The following is a 21493-nucleotide window of genomic DNA, read 5'->3' on the forward strand; positions in this document are numbered from 1 at the left end:
GCGGGGCGCTCGACCGCCCTCCAGCAAAAGGAGCACCGCTGTGCGGGCCTATCGAACCGTCAGACAAAGCGACCTACCCGAGCCCGAGGAACTGAACTGGCGCCTCGCCGCGACGTGCCGGATCGTCAGTCCTGCCCTGTTCTTCCACCCCACCAACGAACGCGGACCCAAACGGCAGAAGCGCATCCACGAGGCCAAGAAGATCTGCTCCCAATGCCCCGTCCAACGGCCATGCCGGGACTACGCGCTCGCCGTGCGAGAACCCTTCGGGATCTGGGGCGGGATGTCCGAAGAGGACCGCGACCGCATCCTCGGCCGCGGCCGTGGCCGTGCCGACAACACCACCGAGCGCAGCGCGTGACAGGCCGATCCCGACGAACAGGGAAATACCCACGCCGATCCTCCGCCTCCACGCCGTGAGCGCCGGAATCAGCGTCGTCAGCGGGTGGCCGTCGGCACCACTGCAGAGACCCGTGGCCGCGCTCGCACACTCGTACACGGTCATGCGATGGACGGTTCTGATTGCAATCGAGGACGACGCTGAGCACCGCTGAACTAATCACCGGCCAGATTTGCGATAGCAGTCTCAGCACCCCAGCGTCGCTGTCGGACAAAGACGCTCATGCGACAGACAGGGCGGCAGAACCCCGCGAACCCAGTGATGAAGAGTCACTTGCTCTACCCGGGATCGCAGCCGATGCCGCATGGTCTGACTCGCAACCCACCGGCAACTGTATCTGCCGCGGATGTTGTTTACGACGGACGCAGCTCCGCGCCGGCTTCGCGGTGGATGCGATGGCCCTACCCATGGGGACTGGTGAATCGGCGAACACCCAACGCGCGGTCGGTCTCGAAACGGACGAGACTCAGCGACCCGCCGATATCGGGTCGCGTCCTGGGTCAGGCCGGGCTCTGACGCCGCCGACACCGGCCACTCGGTTTCGGCCCCCCATCGCGGCCAAGGTTCCGGTGGTGCGACAACGGTTGATCGACATGCGTGAGGACGGTCGGCGCCCACGGTTGACCGTGATCCATGCCCCGGCCGGCTACGGCAAGTCGACCCTCGCTTCCCAATGGCAGCAGGCACTGACCGCCGACGGAGTGAGCGCGGCGTGGCTGACCATCGATACCGATGACAACAATGTGGTGTGGTTCCTTGGGCATCTGATCGAAGCCCTCCGCCGGGTGCGGCCTGAGCTGTCCCAAGATTTGGGTCAGGTCCTCGAAGAACACGGCGATCGGGCCCAGCAGTACGTGCTGACGAATCTGATCAACGATATTCATGCCGGGGGCGACCGCGTCGCCGTGATCCTCGATGACTGGCATCGGGTCACCGAGCCGGGCACGATCGCTGCGTTGGGATATTTGCTCGATAACGGATGCCACCACCTCCAGTTCGTGGTCACTAGCAGAACCCAAACCGGCCTCCCCTTAAGCCGGATGCGGGTGCGCGATGAGCTGGTCGAAGTCGGGCCGGAGGCATTGCGCTTCGCCCCGGACGAATCGAAACGCTTTCTCGTTGACGTGAACGGGCTGGTCCTCGCCGATTCTGAGATCGACCGGTTGACGGCCTCGACAGATGGGTCGGTGGCGGCCCTCCAGCCAGCATCGCTGTCCCTGCGTGACGCAAAGGATCCACGGTTGCTGATCGACCACCTGTCCGGACGGCACCGGACGATCGGCGAATACCTGGTCGAGAACGTGCTCGACGCCGTCGAACCGCGCATTCTCGAATTCCTGCTGGCGACCAGCATCCCCGCTGGGGCCGGAGCTGGGTCATCGCGCGCCCCCCGAGGCCCAACATCGGTGAAATCAGCAGGCCGCGCAGTCCGGCAGTTCTGGTGCCCAGTGTTTCGGAGATCTTCAGGGTTCCCCCCGAGACGGAGCCGCCGAATACCACCGCGGGTGTGGCAAACCCCGCCGTGATGACGCGTAGCTGGGCGCGCAGGGCATCGTCATCTCGCGGTCGGAGCAACCGCGCTGGATGTTGTGCCTGTGAAACCGTCACCGCGACCTCCTCCGGGGCGGGTGCCCCATGACTCGCAAACGCGACAATGTTTGTACCCCAATAGCATTCATTTGCGGCGGGAAGAGATGCTTGTGCTTCGTCACGTGAACTGGAGGTCGTGGGGCCTCGAGAGTCCTCCCCGATGTCCGCAGACAGGAGCCGGCCCCCGGAGGCGGGGGCCGGCTCATAGAAGCCCTATTGCGTGGTGCCAGAGATAACGGGGCTGGGGTCCATGAAGATCAGGTATTCGGTGACCTTGTTGTTCTCGACGCGGGTGCGCGTCACGGCCGGGAGTGTGAAGGATTCACCGTTCTGCAACGTGTAGGTGACCTCCACCCGGAGCGCGGCTACGGTGCCCTCCGACCATTGTTCGATGATCTCGTGGCGCATCGACGCCACCGAGGTCAGGTATTGCGCTACCCAGGATTGGATGGCGCTCTTGCCGATGACGGGGGCGTTGTTGCCCATGCGGAAGACGCAGTCGTCGGAGAAGTAGTCGAAGAATTCTGCGATGTCGGTGTCGGCGGCTTGGAGAAGTTTGCGGGTGGTCTCGACCTCGGTCGTGGCTGTGGTCATCGCGGACTCTCTTTCTCTGGTGATGTGACGGAGACCCCGGCAGTGTTGGGGTCGTTCTGAATTGGAGGTGGGCACGCCCCGGGGAAGCCGTCTACAGCCCTCATGCCCAGTGCACGGTCTCTGCGGGATCGAGTCTGGGGAGACGCTCGAACCACGGATTCTCACCGGGGTGTCCGATGTTGACGACCAGGATCGATCTCCAGGTTGTTCCGGAGAAGAACTCGGTGTCCATTCCTGTGGGGTCGAATCCGGCCATCGGCCCGGCCGCCAGACCGGCGGCACGGATTGCGAGGATGAGGTACCCCGCCTGCAGGGCAGCGTTGAAATTGCCGGTGCGCTCGCGCAGCGCGTCGTTGTCGGCGAAGACCTCGCGGATCTGCGGCCGGATCGGCAGCAGATGGGGAAGGTGCTCGTGAAATCCGCTGTCTACCGCAAGAATCACGGTGACGGGAGCTGACGCCGTCTTCTCACGGTTGCCCTCGTCCAGGTGCTCGATCAGTCTGCGGCGGGCGTCGTCGGTGCGCACGTATTGCACGCGCAGCGGTTGGGAGTTCGCGGCCGTCGGCGCCCAGCGGGCCATTTCCCAGATCTGCGCGAGTTCGGCATCGCTGACCGGGGTCGGTGCGAAGTTGTTGACTGTTCGTGCTTCCGCGAACAGCAGGTCTCTGGCTGCGTCATCGAGGCGTTCGATCGTCGAGTTACTGCCGACCATGTGTCTGTTCCTGTTCTCCAGATCCTGCGCCGGTCGATGCCGATTCACCGGGTGTCCGGCCGGTGGGCGCATCATTGGGGTCATGGGGTCCGGGTCTCGGCTGCCCCTCCCGAGTCGGCCGTGGTGGAGCCGCGACCGAGGCTCGGGTGAGGTGGTAGCGACAGCTCGTCAGAGGAGCGGATCGGACACGGGCAGGTCGAGGGTGAACCGGCCGATGGTTTCCGAAGCCGTGTCGATGTCGAGGAAGGCGTGCACCGACAGCACGGACAGGTCACGGAAGAATCGCTGGATCGGTGCCGAATTCCGGTATCCGTCGCCGCCGATTCCGCGCACCATGTCGTTGAGTGCGGTGCGGGCCAGATCTGCCAGATATGCTGCCTTGAGCTTCATCTCGGCACGATCGCGGGGGTCGGACTGCTCGGGTCGCTGTGCGGTGAGGCGTTCGAAGAAGGCGTCGAGGAGTGTTTCGGCAGCGTCCGCGGCGGCCAGCGCCCGGCCGAGCCGCATCTGGGCGGCCTGTTTGCCGGAGGCCCTCTCCTGGCTGATGGTTCCCTGCCGGTCCCGGGTGCGCTGGACGAACGTGTCCGCCGCCCCGCGCAGAGCACCGACGACGACCGGGGTGACCTCGGCCATCGCGAACGGCAGGAAGGGCAGGTGGTACATGGGGTTGGGGTGGATCAGCTGCCCGGGCGCAGTACCGGCGAGGGCGAGGTCGAACGGTCCGGTGCGGTAGTCCGGGACGAACACGTCGTCGACGCTGATGTCATTGCTGCCGGTCCCGGCCATGCCGGCGATGAACCAGGTGTCGAGGATCTTGACGTCCTCACGGGGCACGAGGAACCACAACGGGGTGGGGGCGCTGCCCTCCTCGAATACGACGCCTGCGAAGGTGAACCATTCCGCGTGCACCGATCCGGAGTTCCAGGCCGTCTGCCCGGTGATGCGGTAGCCGCCGTCAACCTTCTGCACCTGTCCCAGCGGGGCCGCGGTACCGGCGGTGAGGGTGTAGGGCTTGTCAGCGAACACTTCTCGTTGGGCCTGTTCGGTGAAGATGTTCACTCGCCAGGCCGCTCCGATGTAGAAGGAGGTGACCCAGCCGGTCGACGGGCAGGCCGCGCTGATGGTGCGGACGATCTCGGCGGCGACGTCGAGTCCGAGTTCGAGTCCGCCGTACTCCTTGGGGGTCAGCGTGGCCAGGATTCCCGAGTCGATGAGGTCGGTGATCGTCTCGTCGAGGGGAGCACGGTTTTCCTCGGTCTTCTGGGCGCGTTCGGCGAAGGCCGGTACCAGGGCGTGGACCCGGTCCATGAGTTCGGTGCGGGTGATGTCCATTGTTTCCTCCGGTGTGGGTGAGTGGCTGTCTCGTGGGATGGGGCGCGAGAGACACAGCTCAGGGCGTGCGGGGACCGCGCCGGTGGTGTGCGGATGCTGGGGGGTCGGGTCTGGGGGTCAGGTGCGGCACGGCCGGGGTGTCAGCGGACGTTGCCCTTCAGGTCCGGGCCGGCGACGAGTGTCAGTCCGTACCGGTCGGCGAGGATCTCGGCATCGTGTCGATCGCCGACACTGATCGGGTCGGCGATGCCGTCGAGGTCGGCGAATACCGCGCCCGAGCATTGGGTGGCTGTAGCGTCGGTGAGCGCGAGGGCGAGGGACGCGGTGGTCTGACGCGTACGAAACTCTGTGGGTGTCACGCGCACCGGGACCAGGTGCCCGGGCCGGGTGAGGTCGCCGGGGCCCGTGGCCGGGTCGGCGAGGATGCGGGCCGTACGCGCCCGGTCGGCGCCGGAGATCCCGGTGGTAATACCGGCAGCGGCGTCGACGGTGACACATTGGCCATGGCCGAGTGTGGAACTGGTCCGAACCGTCGGGGTCGCTTCCGGCAGAACGAGAAGGTCACAGATCCGTTCGTGCAGCGCCACCTGCAGAAATCCGGTGGTGTGGCGAATCAGAAAGGCCATCTGCTCGGTGGTCACGGCGGAGGCGGACCCGACGAGCACGACGCGGCGGAGATGGCTGAGGATGATCAGCTCACCGGCGGCGAGGGCGCGGCTACCGGCGGCGATCGTCGACCATGACCGTTGGCGTGGGGCGCGGGGCGCGAACGAGGTCGTCATGGCGTGCCTTCCTGGTGCGAATAATCTTGCTGCGGTGGGCGATACGGCTTGGTGAAGTTGGTCGCGGCGACGCCGTGATCGTGCGGTCGGGTTATGCGGATTCGAGCGCCGAGTGCGTGCCGAAGACGCGGCGGTGGTAGGTGAGCGGATCGCTGTAGTTGTTCTCTGCTGCGACGACGGTGCCGAGCACGACCACGTGGTCGCCGCCCTCGACGAACTGGTCAACGTGACAGGCGATCCAGCCGGCGGCGCCCGCGATTCGGGGAAGGTCGTGGTCGATCTCCCACCGCACGCCCTGGAACTTGCCGATTCCGCCCTTCTTCGCGAACTTGAGCGCGGTGCCTTGTTGATCGCTGGCCAGCACGTTCAATCCGAACTTCTTCGACGCCGTGATCAGTTCGAGCGTCTCCGATCCTCGATCCAGTGAGACCAGGACCATCGGGGGTGTCATCGACAGGGAGGTGAAGGCGCTGACGGTGGTACCGAAGGGCAGGCCGCCGTCCATGGAGGTCACGACGGCGACCGGAGTGGCCACGTGTGACATCACGTCCTTGAACGTTTCCTGGACAGGACTCAAGGGGGTGTGCATCGTAGACTTCCTTCTGTCGACTGCGGTTCTTACCGCGATTCCCGGCGAAGGGACGGTTTTCCGTCTCTGGGCTTTGTGGACTCTCGCCACCGGGATCTGGTGTGTCCTACACCACAAGTAGACCGCATGAGTTGCGTGGTTCGCACTACTGCAGAACCCAGGGTTGTCGCCGTCTTTTGGTTTCTAGACCAATCGGGGACCGGCGGCTCACCGACCTGCGACAGCTAGCACTGTGCGATGGGGGCGTCTCGAAGCCACTCGTAGATGCGCAGCGCTGCCCGCAGGTCCGTGCTCGATCCACCTGAAGGCGTGCACAGACTCAATGCCTTCTGCACTCGATAGGTCACTGTGTTCTTGGAAATATGCTCTGCCGTCGCGACTTTGGCCAGACTGTGGTCCATGTCGAGGTAGAGGCTCAGGGTCGAACGCAGATCGGCCATGCGGGGGTCGTTGCCCGCGAGTGGGCCGAGCAGTCGGGAGGCGAACTGCACCGCGGCTTCCGGATCGGCAAGGAGGAGCACTTCGAGGGCGATGTGCTCGTGAGCGGTGGTGGTGGGTGGATGACCGACCCGCAGGCGAACCAGCCGCTCGACCGCGCGGGCCTCGAGGTGACTTCTGCGGAATCCGTCGATCCCGGAGCCGAGTTGGCCGGTCACGACGAAAGTGTCGCCGAAGGCGGGCAGGGTGGACGTCAGCGCGCGCGTTGGGTCAGGGGTGATGGCACCCCACGCCCAGATCGCCTGCAGGCCGACGGGGATCACCAATGATGCGGTCGGTGTTCCCCACTGTCGTAGCACCGGGTCGACGACGGCCCGCAGGTCATGGCCCGAGTGCGGGCCACTCCAGGCGATGAGGGCCACGTGGTGGCCGCCGAGGGGGTAGCCGAGGACCTGTTCGGCGTGGGCGGATTCGATGGGGTCCGCGGCGATGATCTTGGTGACGAGATCGAGTCGCGCTGCGGATACTCCCGCGGCCCACGCGCTCTGCTCCTCGAGGAAAGCCGACGCGGCCACCCCGGTGAAATCGTCGAGCACCTCGAAGAGCAGCAGCGAGATCCGGCGCATCTCGGTGCCGCTCTCGCTCGGTGGAATCAGGCGGGTGACCGCGTCGAGAAGTGCGGCCGCCAGCACGGCGTACCCGACGCGGATGGTCCGGAGCAGGTCGTCGAGCTCCATGCCTCGACGGGCGAAGTCTCTGGCGATCTCCTCCACCTCGGCGCTGGCCAGCGACGTCTCCGACTCGCCGAGGCCGGCGACCAGTGTCAGGGCTCGACACACGGTCGCTGTGGTGGCCCGCCGGATCGCGTCCAGGGGTAGCGCACCCTCGCCCACCGCCGGCACTTTTCGGGAGATCTTGGCGGCGATGTCCTGACCGACTTCGACAGCCCAGGTGACCGCACCGTCGCCGAGCACGGCGCGAATCCGGTCGGCGTCCGGACTGAGCCACTCGAGCTCCGATTGCCGGGCCCGTGTTCCCGAAAGTTCACCAGTCCAATGCGGCACTCAACATCCTTCCGATCCGCCTCCACGGTACAACGAGCACACCAGCTGTTTTGGTCTGTAAACCAATTTCCCCCGCAGTTCCTGTTCCGTAGCCCGTAGCCATCTCCGGTGGAATTTCGTGAAATGGGGAGACCACTACGTGACGGGGACCACAGAGAAGTCTTCGGCACAGGTCGGCGCACCGACTGTTATCAGGTATAGCACCAGCGCCAGGTAGGCACACGTAGCCGACGAACGGACCTTCCGTAGTCCGGTGTCCACATATCCCCTCGCGGTCGCCGACCGCGAGTATCGAAGGAGTCAACGATGACCGCCACTCCCAAGTTCGCGCACGTCGTGCTGCAGACCAGCCGATTCGAGGAGATGCGCGACTGGTACTGCACCGTGCTGGACGCGCACGTGGTCTACGAAGGGCACGGCTTGTGCTTCATCACCTTCGACGAGGAGCACCACCGGGTCGCGCTGCTGGGCGCCCCGGTGCAGCTCGAACCGCGCAATCCGGGTGCAGCGGGCATGCACCACACCGCCTACACCTTCGACACACTCGACGATCTGCTCGATCGCTACGACTCGCTCAAGGAAAAGGGGATCGAACCGAAGGTGCCGATCCAGCACGGGGTAACGACCTCGCTGTACTACCAGGACCCGGACGGCAACTTCGTCGAACTGCAGATCGACAACTTCGCGACGCCGGACGAGGCGACGGCCTACATGAACGGCCCCGAATACGGCAACAACCCGGTCGGAGTGTCGTTCGTCCCGGAGGCGATGCGGCAGGCACTCGCCCAGGGCACCCCGGTCTCGGAGATCACCACCCACTCCTGGGCCCTGCAGACCAGCCCGGACCTGCCCGACCCGATGGCGGCACTGACCAGCTGACCGCACGCGAGCTCACGCTCGGCCCGACGAATCAGCATCTTTCCGATCGATCACCCGAAGGACTTCTCATGCGTGTGGCAAACCAGGCCGGCCGGCTCCAGATCGTGGCGGACGGCATCGCCGTCGACGTCGAGACGGCCAGCGGGGGCCGCTTTTCCGCCGAACCCCAGCAGATCTTCGACCGATGGGACGAGTTCACCGCATGGGCAGCCACGGTGAATTTCGCCGCCGGGGCGCCGGTGGTCGAGTCCGAGCTGGGCGCCCCGGTCCCCCGGCCCGGCCAGATCTTCGCGATCGGCGTGAACTACGCCGACCACGTCGAGGAATCCGGGCTGACACTGCCCGACGCCCCTTTCGTATTCACCAAGTTCCCCGCCTCGATCACCGGGCCCTACGACACCATCGAACACCCCGGCGGGTCAGTGGATTTCGAAGTCGAACTCGTGGCGGTCATCGGCAAGGAAGCCCGACACGTTCCCGTCGCCGAGGGCTGGGAGTATGTGGCCGGGCTGACCCTCGGCCAGGACCTGTCCGAGCGGGACCTGCAGCTGTCCGGTCCCCCACCCCAGCAATTCACCCTCGGCAAATCGTTCGCCGGTTTCGCCCCGATCGGGCCGGTCCTGGTCACCCCGGACGAATTCGCCGACCCCGACGACATCGAGGTCAGCACGATTCTGTCGGGCGAGCTGATGCAGAACTCGCGCACCCGGCACCTGATTTTCCCGATCCCGGTCCTCGTGTCCTACCTGTCGTCGATCCTGCCGCTGCGCCCCGGCGACCTCATCTTCACCGGCACCCCATCGGGTATCGGCTTCACCCGAGATCCAAAACGGCTCATCGGTGTCGACGACGAACTCGTCAGCCGCGCCGACACCATCGGCGAGATGCGGCACCACTTCACCGCCGCAACCCGCCCGCACCCACTCACCACTGTTTCCAGGAGCACCAGCCATGTCTGAGATCACCGTTCCCGTCCTCATCGTCGGCGGAGGCGGGTGTGGATTGACCACCTCGATCCTGCTGTCCGAACACGGCATCGACCACCACCTCGTCGAGCGGCACACCAGCACCTCCCATCTGCCCAAGGCCCACTACCTCAACCAGCGCACGATGGAGGTGCTGCGCCAGGTCGGCGTCGCGGACTCGATCTACGCGGTGGGCACCCCACCGAAGAACATGGGCAAGACCCGGTGGGTCACCTCCCTCGGCGGCGACGGCGAACTGGACGGCCGCACCCTGTACACCCTCGAATCGTTCGGCGGCGGACGACTCGAGAGCGCATACGCGGTCGACAGCCCGTGCCCGTCCACCAACTACCCGCAGATCCGCCTCGAACCCCTCCTGCGTGAGCACGCCGAGAAGCGGGCACCGGACTCGATCCACTTCGGCCGCGAACTCGTCTCGTTCGAGCAGGACGAGAACGGAATCCACGCCGTCGTCCTGAACCGCGACACCCAGGAGACCTACACCGTCCACGCCCAGTACATGGTCGCCGCCGACGGCGGCAAGACCGTCGGACCCGAACTCGGTGTGAAAATGGAGGGCCCGACCGGGATCCTCGACATGGTCAGCACCCACTTCACCGCCGACCTGTCGCAGTGGTGGGAGGACGACGTCCTGATCACCTGGCTGCTCAACCCCGAGGGCGCCGGCTCCTGGAACAGCGGCGCCATGGCCGCCATGGGCCCCACGTGGGGCAAGCACTCAGAAGAATTCGTCCTGCACTTCACCTTCCGCCCGGACGACCCGGCCCGGTTCGACGAAGAGGCAATCGTTCCCCGGCTGCGCGAGCTCCTCAAGCTGCCCGACCTCGAATTGAAGATCCACAAGGTCAGCCACTGGATCCTCGAAGGGGTGCTCGCCGACAAGTACCAGGTCGGCCGGATCTTCCTCGCCGGCGACGCCGCCCACCGGCACCCACCCACCACCGGTCTGGGCCTGAACACCGCCATCCAGGACGCCCACAACCTGGCCTGGAAACTGGCCGCGGTGATCAAGGGTGACGCCGCCCCCGCCCTGCTCGACACCTACGAGCCCGAACGCCGCCTCGTCGGCATGCGCAACGTCGACTGGGCCATGTTCACCTTCCTCAACCACATGGTCGTCGACGCCGGCCTCGGCTTGATCCCCGGCCAGCCGCTCGAAGCCCAGGTCCAGGTATTCCGGGACTACTTCTCCGACACCCCGATGGGCGAAACCCGCCGGGCCCGCGCGGCCGAGGTGATCAGTACCCAGCGCACCGAATTCCAGGCCCACGACCTCGAAATCGGCTTCGCCTACCGCGACGGGGCCCTCGTCCCGGACGGCACCGAGGCACCGCCGCGCGACCCGATGGGGCACAACTACCACCCCACCACCCGCCCCGGGCACCGACTCCCGCACGCCTGGCTCGAGCACGACGGCCGGCAGATCTCCACCCACGACCTCACCGGCAACAACGCTCACTTCGTGCTCATCACTGCCGCAGACGGTGCCGCCTGGTCCGATGCCGCCCGGTTGGCCAACGACAAGTTCGGGGTCCAGATCAAGGTCGCCCAGATCGGCGCCGGCACCGACTACACCGACCCCACCGGCCGCTGGAGTGAACTTCGCCAGATCGACGACACCGGGGCAATCCTGGTCCGACCGGACAACCACGTCGCCTGGCGCAGCACCGGCGCCGTCGCCGACCCCGCCGACGAGCTCACCCGCGCACTCGGCACCGTGCTCTCACGCTGACCCCACCGCACGAACGCTCCCGCCACGGGCAGACCAGGACACCACGTCTGCCCGTGGCGGCGGGAGCCGGAAAGGACGCACCAACAATGACCGCCCCAGGACGTGAAGTGTTGTGGACCCCGCCGCCCGAGCGGGTCTCGGCTTCGAACATGAGCCGATACCAACACTGGCTCGCAGCCGAGAAAAACGTCTGCACTACCGACTTCGACTCGCTGTGGTGCTGGTCGATCAGCGACCTCGAAAAGTTCTGGCTCTCGATCTGGGAGTACTTCGACGTCATCGCCTCGGCTCCACCGCAGACGGTGCTCTCCGACCCCCGGATGCCCGGGGCCCGGTGGTTCCCCGGCACCCGGCTGAACTGGGCCGAAAACCTGCTCCGTCACACCGACCGGACCGGGCCCGCGATCATCTCGGTCGACGAAACCGGCACCACAGGCGAACTCTCGCGGGCCGAGCTGGTCGCGCAAGTCGCCAACCTCGCCGCCCACTTCCGGAAGATCGGTGTGCAGCCCGGAGACCGGATCGCGGCGATGCTTCCGAACATCGCGCCCACCGTCGTCGCGGTGCTCGCCGCGGCCAGCGTCGGTGCGGTGTAGTCCTGTTGCGCACCGGATTTCGGTGTGAAAGGGCTGGTCGACCGGTTCGCGCAGATCGAGCCGACCGTGCTGATCGGGGTGGACGGCTACCAGTTCAACGGCAAACGCGTCGACCGCCGAGACGTCTTCGCCACCCTGCTGGACCAGCTCCCGACCGTGCGGCACGCCGTCGTCGTCGACAACCTCGGCCTACCCTTCACCGGGGAGCCCCGGCCGAACATCGCCGCGTACGCCGATGTGGTCGTCGGGGACGCCGCACCACAGTACGAGCAGGTGCCGTTCGACCATCCGCTGTGGATCCTCTACAGCTCCGGCACTACCGGCCTCCCGAAGGGCATTGTGCACTCGCACGGCGGCATCCTGCTCGAAGCGCTCAAGGCCAACGCGCTGCACTATGACCTCGGCCCCACCGATCGGGTGTTCATCGCCGCGAGCACCGCCTGGGTGGTGTGGAACATGCTCGTCGACACCATGGTCACCGGCGCGGCGATCATCACCTATGACGGCAGCCCCACCTACGGCCGGCCCGACCACCAATTCGAGATCTGCGCCCGCTACGGGGCCACCCGATTCGGCACCGGCGCCGCCTATCTGACGCTGTGCGAGAAGGCCGGCACCGAGCCCGGTACCGCTTTCGACCTGTCGGGGTTGCGGTCGATCATGTCGACCGGTTCCCCGCTGCCGGACACCACCTGGCGGTGGATCTACGACACGGTCAGCCCGGATGTGCACCTGGGATCCGACAGCGGCGGCACCGATGTGGCCACCGGCTTCATCGGCGCCAATCCGCTCTCCCCCGTTCGGGTGGGAGAACTGCAGGGCCCCTACCTGGGGGTCGATGTGCAGGCCTGGACCGAGACCGGTGAGGCGGTCGTCGGGGAAGTCGGTGAAATGGTGATCACCGCACCGATGCCGTCGATGCCGATCTACTTCTGGAACGACCTGGACGGAAACCGGTACCGGGACGCCTATTTCGAGGTCTACCCCGGGGTGTGGCGGCACGGAGACTGGATCACCATGGAAGCCGACGGAGGCTGCGTGGTCCACGGGCGGTCGGATTCGACGATCAACCGTGGCGGGGTCCGGATGGGGTCGGCGGATATCTATCAGGCCGTCGAAGCGCTGCCGGAGATCGCCGAGGCGCTGGTGATCGGCGCCGAACTACCCCACGGTGGCTATCACATGCCGCTGTTCGTGGTGCTGCGCGACGGATACGACCTCGACGACGCGCTCGTGGAGAAGATTCGCACCACGATCCGCCGGGAGGCCTCGCCCCGGCACGTGCCGGACGAGATCATCGACGTCCCGGCTATTCCCATCACCCGTACCGGCAAGCGGCTCGAGATTCCGGTCAAGAAGCTGATCCAGGGAGTCTCTCCGGAGACCGCGATCAACCGCGCCACGGTCGCCGACACCGACGCCCTCGACTGGTACATCGACTACGCGCAGCGGTTCCAAGACCACCGCGCTGACACCTCTACCCTCACCTGAGGGCAGGTCGCCGGGGCGGGGCCCCGGCGACCGCAGAGCCGACGTGAACATGCGCCGAGGCGGCAGCGTTCAGGGCGCGATCGGGTCGAGCGCCCGAAGCGCGATCTGTTCGTTGTCGTCGAGGTGCTGCCGTGTCGCCGCGGCGACTTTTCTCATGTTGCGGGTGCGCACGACGGTGAGGATCTCCGCATGCACGTGTCCCCGCCGCTCGTGTTCATCCGGCTCGGCCTCTCGACCCGAGAACGCCAGCCGGACATACCGTTCGGCGGCGTGCCACAGGCCGTCGAGCACGCGCAGGTCCCACGCGGTGGCGGCGGGCCGGAGCAGCTCGTAGTGGAAGGCGTGGTGCGCCTGGTAGATGTCGTCGAGGTCGAGGCTCTCGTCGCCGAACATGGTCACGTAGTTCTCGAGTCGACGCAGGTCGGCGTCGTCGAGCAGTTTGCAGGCGCGGCCGGCGATCTCCGGTTCGAGTTGGCGGCGCAGCCGATAGATCCCGTGCAGGTCCTCGTGCGAGAGCGGGGCGACCATGGCGCTTTTCCCGGGGCGGGTCACCACCAGACCCTGCGCTTCGAGCTCTTTGAGTGCTTCCCGGACCGGGATGAAACTCACCCCGAGCTGGCCGGAGATTTCCCGCAACGAGAACGTCTGCCCCGGACGGAGTTCACCGGCGAGGATCGAGCGCCGGATTTCCTTGGCGACCTGCTCGGGAACGGAGGTCGGAGTCAGGGACCGCACCGGCGGTTGCGGGTTTCTCGTGCTCGTTGTCACGACCATCTCCGTCTCGTTCTCATCGCTGTCACCACGTACGAGGCATGTTATAGCACCAGGTCGGTGCCGATCCGGGCGCGGACCGGCCGGTGTCAGTCGATGAGCTTCTCGACCAGCGCCGCGATCCGGTAGTCGACCATCTCGCGCATCACCAGGGCGGTGGTGGTGCGTTTGACCCCCTTGATCTCAAGGATGTCCCCGGCCACCCGATACAGGTCGTCGGCGTCCCGGACGGCGACGTGGAGGAGCAGATCCGCGACACCGCTCAGGCCGAGGACCTCGAGCACCTCGGGAATGCCGTCGAGGGCGGCCCCGACACGGGCAAGCTTGCGCTGGGTGACGTTGGTCAAGATGTATGCCTGCAGCGGGTAACCGAGAATCGCCGGGTCGATGCGGCGCTCGAACGAGCGCAGCGCGTGCGAGTCGTCGAGCTTGCCCATCCGGGCCTGAACGGTGTTGCGTGAGAGTCCTATCCGGTCCGCCAGGGCAATGGTCGTGGCCCGCGGCGACTCCGCGAGCGCGAGCAGAAGCCGGGCGTCGATCTGATCCGCTTTGTGCGTGCTTGGCATTGTGCCAATCCCACCTTCCCTCGAGCGCCCTGCCGGCGTGCATTCTGCTCAATCTCGACACCGACTATTGCGCAGGCGGCAAAATCCTGATCCACTGTTATAACAGGTGGGCGGCGGTCAGACCAGATCCGGCACCGCCGCATTCCGATACCGCATCCGACCGCACACACCCCGTCACCGGTCGAGTGGATTGCTCCCTGGCCACCCCGTCGGAGCCGTTCTGATAGTTGCGCTCGTCCGCAGCGATCCGCCCTTGTGAGGAAAGAGAATCCGATGCACGACACCCTGCCCGTCGCCCCCGGAACCGCGACCCCGCCCGCCCAGGCCGGTGGTCCGGTGGATCTGGAGACACTCGAAACGATTCGGCAGCGGGTGTTGTGGCTCTCCACCTCGATGATCCATCATGCCAACCGCATCCGCCCCAACCCCACCGGCCTCAAGGTCGGCGGGCATCAGGCCTCGTGCGCCTCGATGGTCTCGATCATGACCTCGCTGTGGTTCGAACAGCTCCAGCCCGGTGACCGGGTGTCGGTCAAGCCGCACGCCTCCCCCGTGTTGCACGGCATCAACTACCTGCTCGGGGAGCTCGACGAGAAGTACCTGACCACCCTGCGGGAGTTCGGCGGCCTGCAGTCCTACCCCAGCCGGTCCAAGGATCCCGACACCGTCGACTACTCCACCGGTTCGGTCGGCATCGGCGCTACCGCCCCGATCTGGGGTGCGATGGCCCGCCGCTACGTCGAAACCACTACCGGCGGGGCGGGCACCGGCCGTCAGTACTCGCTGGTCGGAGACGCCGAACTCGACGAGGGCGCGGTGTGGGAGGCCATCCTCGACCCGGGCATCGCCGACCTCGGTGAGGTCGTGTGGATCGTGGACCTCAACCGGCAGTCCCTGGACCGGGTCATTCCCAACATCGCCGCGAACCGGTTGGAGAAGATGTTTGACGCCGCCGGCTGGCAGGTGATCACCGTCAAGTTCGGCAGACTCCTCGAAGAGTTGTTCACCCTGCCCGGTGGGCAGGCACTGCGCACCCGGATCCTGGACATGCCCAACCCGGAGTACCAGCGCCTGCTGCGGTGCAGCGCCGATGAGGTCCGCACCCGCCTGCCCGGGAACGGCCCCGGGAGCACCGAGATCAGCGCGCTGATCGCCGGCCTCGACGATGCCACCCTGACCGCGGCGATCCGCAACCTCGGCGGCCACGACCTGTCCGCCCTGACCGCGGCCTATCGGCAGATCGACGACACCCGGCCGACCGTGATCATCGCCTACACCATCAAGGGCTACGGGCTGCCCACCCAAGGACACCCGCAGAACCACTCGTCGCTGCTGTCGGTCGACGAATACGCCTCGCTCGCGGCGGATCTGGGCATGGACCCGGCGTCGCCGTGGGGCCGGTTCGCCGCCGACTCCGCGGCCGGGCGGCGGTGCGCGAGCAACGCGGAGCGGCTGCGCCGGAACCCTGTCCCGGCGCTGCCCGCGCTCACGATCCCCACCGACATCGGCCGCACCCCCAAGGGCACCGCCACCACCCAGGCGGCCCTGGGCCGGGTGCTGCTGGACCTGACCCGCGAAGCCCCCGAGGCGGCCAAGCGGGTGGTCACGGTCAGCCCGGACGTGAGTTCGACGACCAACCTGGCGGGTTGGGTCAACAAGGTCGGCGTGTGGTCGGCGGCCGAGCGCCGCAACTGGTTCGACGACGACCGCGAGACCATCATGCACTGGAATGAGCGGCCCACCGGGCAGCACATGGAACTGGGCATCGCCGAAACCAACCTGGTCGGACTGATGGGTGAGCTCGGTGCCACCTGGAGCCGGTGGGGGCAGCCGCTGTTTCCGATCGGCGTGATGTACGACCCGTTCGTCGAACGCGCCCTCGAGCCCTGGTCGTACGGCATCTACGCGGGCGGGCAGTCGATCCTGGTCGGCACCCCCTCTGGTGTCACCCTGGCCGCCGAAGGCGGTGCGCACCAGTCGATCAAGACCCCGTCCATCGGTCTCGAGCAGCCCGGGTGCATCAGCTACGAACCGGCGTTCGCGATCGACACCGAGTGGACCTTGCTGGCCAGCATCGGCCGGCTCGGTCGCCCGGACGGCACCTCCGCATATCTGCGCCTGTCCACTCGCCCGGTCGATCAGACCCTGGCCGCGGTGCCCACGGACCCGGCGGCCCGCGAGCGCCGTCGCCGTCAGGTGGTGGCCGGCGGGTATCCGCTGGTGCGCCGGGACGACGCGCAGGTCACCCTCGTGGCGATGGGGGCGATGATCACCGAGGCATTGTCGGCCGCCGATCGTCTCGCCGAACAGGGCATCCCCGCCGACGTCGTCTGCATCACCAGCCCCGGGTTGCTGTTCGAGGCCGTGCAGGGGCGGCAGGGCCGCGGGTCCGGGGAGAGCTGGATCCTCGATCAGCTCTTCCCCGCCGATCGCGCCAACCCAATGGTCACCGTCCTCGACGGGCACCCGCACACCCTGGCTTTCCTCGCCGGCATCAACCAGGTGCGCAGCACCGCACTCGGAGTGAGCAAGTTCGGGCAGGTCGGCTCGCTCGACGAGGTGTACCGCTACCACGGCATCGACACCGACAGCATCGTGCGGGCCGCACTCGACATCATCCCCTGATCACCGAGACCCGCACGCACACAGGCCAGGAGCAAACAACACGATGACAACCGAACAACTCGAAGGCACCACGGTGCGGATGCCAGCCCTCGGGGAAAGCGTCGACGAGGGCACCATCACCCGGTGGCTCAAACAACCCGGTGACCACGTCACCGCGGAGGAACCACTGCTCGAGGTCGCCACCGACAAGGTCGACACCGAGATTCCGTCACCGGTCACCGGGATTCTCCAGCGCCACCTCGCCGAGGAGAACGACGTCGTCGCCATCGACGCCGAACTGGCCATCATCACCGAATCCGGCGGCACGGCTGCGGCTCCCGCGGCCCCTCCCATACCGGCACCGACGGCGGATCCTGCACAGACCCCGCCGCCGGTGCCCCCGGCTCCGGCGGCGGTTCCCTCGCCGCCTCCGGAGCCGGACACGGCCACACCCCCGGCCACACCAGGCACCGCTGCGTCTCTGCCGGCGACCGGCTCGACCACCGAAAAACTACCGCGGATCCGCCGCACGATAGCGAAGCGGATGGTCGAATCGTTGCAGACCGCCGCCCAGCTGACCACGGTGCTCGAGGTCGACGTCACCGCGATCGCCCGGCTGCGGGCCACCCACAAGGACGCCTTCCTGCAGCGGACCGGAATCAAGCTGTCCTTCCTGCCGTTCTTCGCCCAAGCCGCCGTCGACGCGTTGGCCGAGCACCGGGTCCTCAACGCCTCGCTGAACACCGACGTCACCGAGGTGACCTACTACGACCACTGCCACCTCGGCATGGCCGTCGACAGCGCAAAGGGCCTGATGGTGCCGGTCATCCGAGACGCCCAGCAGCTCGGCATCGAGGGACTGGCCCAGGCGATCGCGGACAAAGCCGACAAGGTCCGCACCGGCACGATCACCGCCGACGACCTGACGGGCGGCACCTTCACCCTCACCAACACCGGCAGCCGGGGCGCACTGTTCGACACCCCGATCATCAACCAACCGCAGACCGGGATCCTCGGTGTCGGTGCCGTGGTCGAGCGCCTGGTCCCGTCCCGGCAGGACGGTGAGCTCCGCATCGACGTGCGGTCGATGGCCTACCTGTCCATCTCCTACGATCACCGCATCGTCGACGGCGCCGACGCCGCCCGCTTTCTGACCACCGTCAAAGCCCGGCTCGAAAACGGTTTCACCCCAAACGATCTCTGACAAACATCGCACCACCACACCATCGGGGGCGAGGAGGAATGATGACCCGAGACGATCAGGCCATGCTGGCGTTTGCAACGCGGTGGTGCCGTTACGGCGGAGGAGACGAATACATCCTGCCCGAGTTCGGCATCACCCCGCAGGTGTTCTACCAACGCCTTCTGGCGATGGTGACGTCCACAGTGATCAACGACGTCGACTTCTCAACCCGGACATACTTGATGGACTTCTGCTCGAGCAAGCTCGCCCGGCCGGCCTCGAAAAGTGTCGCCGCCGCACACGCTGCCGTGTGATCGATCCGTACCGGAATGGTTGCGAGAGATTACTTGCGCCAACGGATTCGGGTACTACGCGTTCCCGGTTGGCCGAGCGACGAGCGTGATGCCCAGGTTCGCACGACGTGACACTCCGGCCCACGGGCCCAGCATCGGATAGACGGTGCGATCCACCGTCGTCTCCGCGGTGATGTCGAGTGCGTCGGCCGCCGCGATCGATCGAAGCTGCAACTGAGGGGGAGCGGTGGTCCCCCGGACCGTCACCTCGCACGGAACGGAACCGCTCGACAGGTCGACACCGTCGATCGCCACTTCGATCGTGGGGTGCTTGTCCGTGTGGAGATAGTGCGCGGACCGCAGGTGCCAATCACGGGGCCCCAATGCGGTATCGATCCGGTCGGCGGCGAGCAGGCCGGTCCCGGTGATGCGGCCGCCGCTGACCGTGATCGAACCCTCCCGCACCGGGATACGGCCTCGCACCCACATCAACCCGAACGCTTTGGCGCGGAACGTCACCGCCGATTGCTCGGTATCAACGGCATACGTACCGGCGGGAATGGCCGGGGAGGCCGAGGACGCGGAATGGATGTCGGGCATAGGTGGACTCCTTGGGTCGTGTGTCGCCGATCGGGCTATTGCAATATTTGATAACAGTTAGGGTTGATGTGCAAGGTTCGACCGTCAGCTCCTGTGCTCTGCTGGTCCCCACAGCCGATCACGGTGTGCGCAGCGATTTCGTCCGACAGCGTCGCCGGTGGGCAGGATGACCACCGGGATCGGGACCAGCAGCAGTGCCGGCGTGCAGATTGCTCACCCTCATGAGTGCTGGTTGCCGGATCTGCCGGTCACTGCTTGACTGAGATCACGCCAGGCACGAGAACGCCACGCCGTTCCTCGATCGCCCGCCGGGAGAGCTCACGAGGCCGGAGACCCGGACAACGGCACCGCCGCACGATTATCGACGCACCGTATACGGCGCGGTCTGACCCGTAACCGCAATTCGGCGCAGCAAGTACAGCACGGACCCGACTCGAGGACTTCCTGTGCGATCTACTTTTTCCCCTATCCAGCGACCCCTCCCGGCAATTCGCGACACCGAGCCGCCCAGCCGGAATTCCGCCGCTTCCTCCACTGCGCTCCCCGAGCGAATCCACCCGATGCGGATGACCGGCGCTCAAGCGGTGGTGCGCGCGCTCGAAGCGCTGGCCGTCGAGGTGGTCTTCGGCATTCCGGGCGGAGCAATCCTGCCGGTGTACGACCCGCTGATCGATTCCCAGCGGCTGCGTCATGTGCTGGTGCGTCACGAACAGGGTGCCGGACATGCCGCCACCGGGTACGCCCAAGCCACCGGCAAGGTCGGGGTTTGCATGGCAACGTCCGGGCCGGGCGCAACGAACCTGGTCACCCCGCTCGCCGACGCGCAGATGGACTCGGTGCCGGTCGTGGCGATCACCGGGCAGGTCGGGCGCGGGCTGATCGGCACCGACGCCTTCCAGGAAGCCGACATCTGCGGTATCACCATGCCGATCACCAAGCACAACTTCCTGGTCACCGACCCCAAGGACATCCCCCGCACTCTCGCGGAGGCGTTCCACATCGCCGCCACCGGGCGCCCCGGTGCCGTGCTCGTCGACATCCCCAAGGACGTCCTGCAGGCCACCACCACCTTTGCTTGGCCACCGGCGACCAAGCTGCCCGGCTACCGGCCGGTGACTAGACCGCACGGCAAGCAGATCCGGGCGGCCGCCGACCTCATCGCCGCCGCGAAGGCGCCGGTCCTTTACGTCGGCGGGGGTGTGATCAAGGTTTCCCGTCGTGACGACGCTGATGGCCCGCGGAGCGTTCCCCGACAGCCACCGCCTGCACTACGGGATGCCTGGCATGCACGGCACCGTCGCCGCTGTTGCGGCGCTACAGAAGAGCGACCTGTTGATCGCGCTCGGTGCCCGGTTCGACGACCGCGTCACCGGGGAAGCGGCCTCGTTCGCGCCCGGCGCCCAGGTCGTTCACGCCGACATCGACCCCGCCGAGATCGGCAAGAACCGATTCGCCGATGTGCCGATCGTCGGCGACTGCAAGCAGACCACCACGGCACTGATCGACGCGATACGTTCCCGCCGAGACCAACGCCGACCGATCGACCTGACCGGCTGGCGCCCTCGACCAGGTTCGCCGGGCCTACCCGGTCAGTTACGACCGTCCGCGTGATGGTGCCCTGTCGCCGGAGTTCGTCATCGAAGCTCTCGGTAAGGCCGCCGGCCCCGATGCGATCTACTGTTCCGGCGTCGGCCAGCACCAGATGTGGGCCGCCCACTACATCAGCTACGAAAAGCCGCGTACCTGGCTCAATTCGGGCGGTCTCGGCACGATGGGTTATGCGGTGCCCGCGGCGCTCGGTGCCAAGCTTGGAGCACCCGACCGGGAGGTGTGGGCGATCGACGGCGACGGCTGCTTTCAGATGACCAACCAGGAACTGGCCACCGCCGCGATCGAGGGTGTCCCGATCACGGTAGCCCTGATCAACAACGGCAACCTCGGCATGGTCAAACAACTCCAGGAAATCCACTACGACGGCCGGTACTCGAACGTCGACCTGGCCACCCATGAAGGACGTCGACGCGGTGATCGCCCAAGCCCGCGCCCTCAACGACCGCCCCGTCGTCATCGACTTCATCGTCGGCGACGACGCCCTGGTCTGGCCGATGATCGCCGCCGGCACCAGCAACGACCAGATCATGGCAGCTCGAGGAATTCGACCGCTGTTCGACGACCACGAGGAAGCCACCGAGACAGCAACCATCAATGAACTGCTGAAAGGGAACGAAGACCAGTAGAACGCCGGTCGGTGACGCGCCGTTCAGTGCCGAAAGCGGGACTACTCGTCGGTC

General features: G+C 66.6%; 17 protein-coding genes and 2 pseudogenes. 10 read left to right on the top strand and 9 right to left on the bottom strand.

Translation table 11 applies throughout. From position 1 onward, the window contains the following. Positions 1-40: 40 nt before the first annotated feature. Positions 41-361 carry a WhiB family transcriptional regulator gene (locus PSR88_RS02500; protein WP_016880931.1) on the top strand — a complete coding sequence of 107 codons (321 nt, stop codon included), beginning with the start codon at positions 41-43 and terminating at the stop codon, positions 359-361. Positions 362-972: 611 nt separating this feature from the next. Beyond that, positions 973-1926 (top strand): AAA family ATPase, encoded by a 954-nt coding sequence (locus PSR88_RS02505; protein ID WP_411755664.1) that lies wholly within the window; start codon positions 973-975, stop codon positions 1924-1926. A gap of 277 nt (positions 1927-2203) precedes the next feature. Here the strand turns inward: PSR88_RS02505 and PSR88_RS02510 are convergent, their stop codons facing one another. From PSR88_RS02510 to PSR88_RS02535, 6 genes are all read right to left on the bottom strand, one after another. Beyond that, positions 2204-2584 carry a nuclear transport factor 2 family protein gene (locus PSR88_RS02510; RefSeq protein WP_009473137.1) on the bottom strand — a complete coding sequence of 127 codons (381 nt, stop codon included), beginning with the start codon at positions 2582-2584 and terminating at the stop codon, positions 2204-2206. Between the two features lie 100 nt (positions 2585-2684). Then, positions 2685-3296 (bottom strand): malonic semialdehyde reductase, encoded by a 612-nt coding sequence (locus PSR88_RS02515; protein ID WP_016880928.1) that lies wholly within the window; start codon positions 3294-3296, stop codon positions 2685-2687. A gap of 168 nt (positions 3297-3464) precedes the next feature. Beyond that, positions 3465-4628 carry an acyl-CoA dehydrogenase family protein gene (locus PSR88_RS02520; protein WP_016880927.1) on the bottom strand — a complete coding sequence of 388 codons (1164 nt, stop codon included), beginning with the start codon at positions 4626-4628 and terminating at the stop codon, positions 3465-3467. 140 nt (positions 4629-4768) lie between these two features. Further along, entirely contained in the window at positions 4769-5410 is a 642-nt protein-coding gene (locus tag PSR88_RS02525; RefSeq protein ID WP_016880926.1) for a 3,4-dihydroxy-2-butanone-4-phosphate synthase, read from the bottom strand. Between the two features lie 91 nt (positions 5411-5501). Continuing rightward, on the bottom strand, positions 5502-5999 hold the full coding sequence (locus tag PSR88_RS02530) for a flavin reductase family protein (protein WP_009473140.1): 498 nt from the start codon (positions 5997-5999) through the stop codon (positions 5502-5504). Positions 6000-6223: 224 nt separating this feature from the next. Continuing rightward, complete coding sequence (locus tag PSR88_RS02535) at positions 6224-7501, bottom strand: PucR family transcriptional regulator (RefSeq protein WP_016880925.1); 1278 nt, start codon at positions 7499-7501, stop codon at positions 6224-6226. A 306-nt stretch (positions 7502-7807) separates the two neighbouring features. On the opposite strand from PSR88_RS02535, the gene PSR88_RS02540 reads away from it, so the two are divergent. The 4 genes and pseudogenes from PSR88_RS02540 to PSR88_RS02555 all read left to right on the top strand — a co-directional run bounded on the left by PSR88_RS02540 (position 7808) and on the right by PSR88_RS02555 (position 13185). Then, entirely contained in the window at positions 7808-8380 is a 573-nt protein-coding gene (locus tag PSR88_RS02540) for a VOC family protein (protein WP_011593796.1), read from the top strand. A 68-nt stretch (positions 8381-8448) separates the two neighbouring features. Continuing rightward, positions 8449-9339, top strand: coding sequence for a fumarylacetoacetate hydrolase family protein (locus PSR88_RS02545; RefSeq protein WP_009473143.1), 891 nt, complete (start codon positions 8449-8451; stop codon positions 9337-9339). After that, positions 9332-11098 (top strand): FAD-dependent oxidoreductase, encoded by a 1767-nt coding sequence (locus tag PSR88_RS02550; protein WP_016880924.1) that lies wholly within the window; start codon positions 9332-9334, stop codon positions 11096-11098. Before PSR88_RS02545 ends, PSR88_RS02550 begins: the two co-directional genes overlap by 8 nt. Before the next feature lie 86 nt (positions 11099-11184). Beyond that, positions 11185-13185, top strand: a pseudogene (locus PSR88_RS02555) (acetoacetate--CoA ligase). Between the two features lie 69 nt (positions 13186-13254). Here PSR88_RS02555 and PSR88_RS02560 read toward each other — a convergent pair. Then, positions 13255-13959, bottom strand: a complete 705-nt coding sequence (locus tag PSR88_RS02560; protein ID WP_016880923.1) for a GntR family transcriptional regulator — start codon at positions 13957-13959, stop codon at positions 13255-13257. Positions 13960-14045: 86 nt separating this feature from the next. Beyond that, positions 14046-14522, bottom strand: coding sequence for an Lrp/AsnC family transcriptional regulator (locus tag PSR88_RS02565; protein ID WP_016880922.1), 477 nt, complete (start codon positions 14520-14522; stop codon positions 14046-14048). 273 nt (positions 14523-14795) lie between these two features. Between PSR88_RS02565 and PSR88_RS02570 the strand changes: the two genes are divergently transcribed. The 3 genes from PSR88_RS02570 to PSR88_RS02580 are packed head-to-tail and all read left to right on the top strand — an operon-like array spanning position 14796 to position 18623. Then, positions 14796-17147: a transketolase-like TK C-terminal-containing protein gene (locus PSR88_RS02570; protein WP_016880921.1), complete on the top strand. Its 2352-nt coding sequence runs from the start codon at positions 14796-14798 to the stop codon at positions 17145-17147. Between the two features lie 43 nt (positions 17148-17190). Next, positions 17191-18330: a 2-oxo acid dehydrogenase subunit E2 gene (locus PSR88_RS02575; protein ID WP_016880920.1), complete on the top strand. Its 1140-nt coding sequence runs from the start codon at positions 17191-17193 to the stop codon at positions 18328-18330. A gap of 41 nt (positions 18331-18371) precedes the next feature. Next, entirely contained in the window at positions 18372-18623 is a 252-nt protein-coding gene (locus PSR88_RS02580; RefSeq protein WP_016880919.1) for a DUF3263 domain-containing protein, read from the top strand. Positions 18624-18677: 54 nt separating this feature from the next. Here PSR88_RS02580 and PSR88_RS02585 read toward each other — a convergent pair whose 3' ends face one another. Then, positions 18678-19202, bottom strand: coding sequence for a YceI family protein (locus PSR88_RS02585; RefSeq protein WP_016880918.1), 525 nt, complete (start codon positions 19200-19202; stop codon positions 18678-18680). A gap of 560 nt (positions 19203-19762) precedes the next feature. Between PSR88_RS02585 and PSR88_RS02590 the strand changes: the two are divergent. Next, positions 19763-21439: pseudogene (locus PSR88_RS02590) on the top strand (acetolactate synthase large subunit). Positions 21440-21493: the final 54 nt, after the last annotated feature.

The organism is Rhodococcus sp. DK176 (assembly GCF_038447315.2).
Taxonomy (GTDB): Bacteria; Actinomycetota; Actinomycetes; order Mycobacteriales; family Mycobacteriaceae; genus Rhodococcus_F; species Rhodococcus_F jostii_A.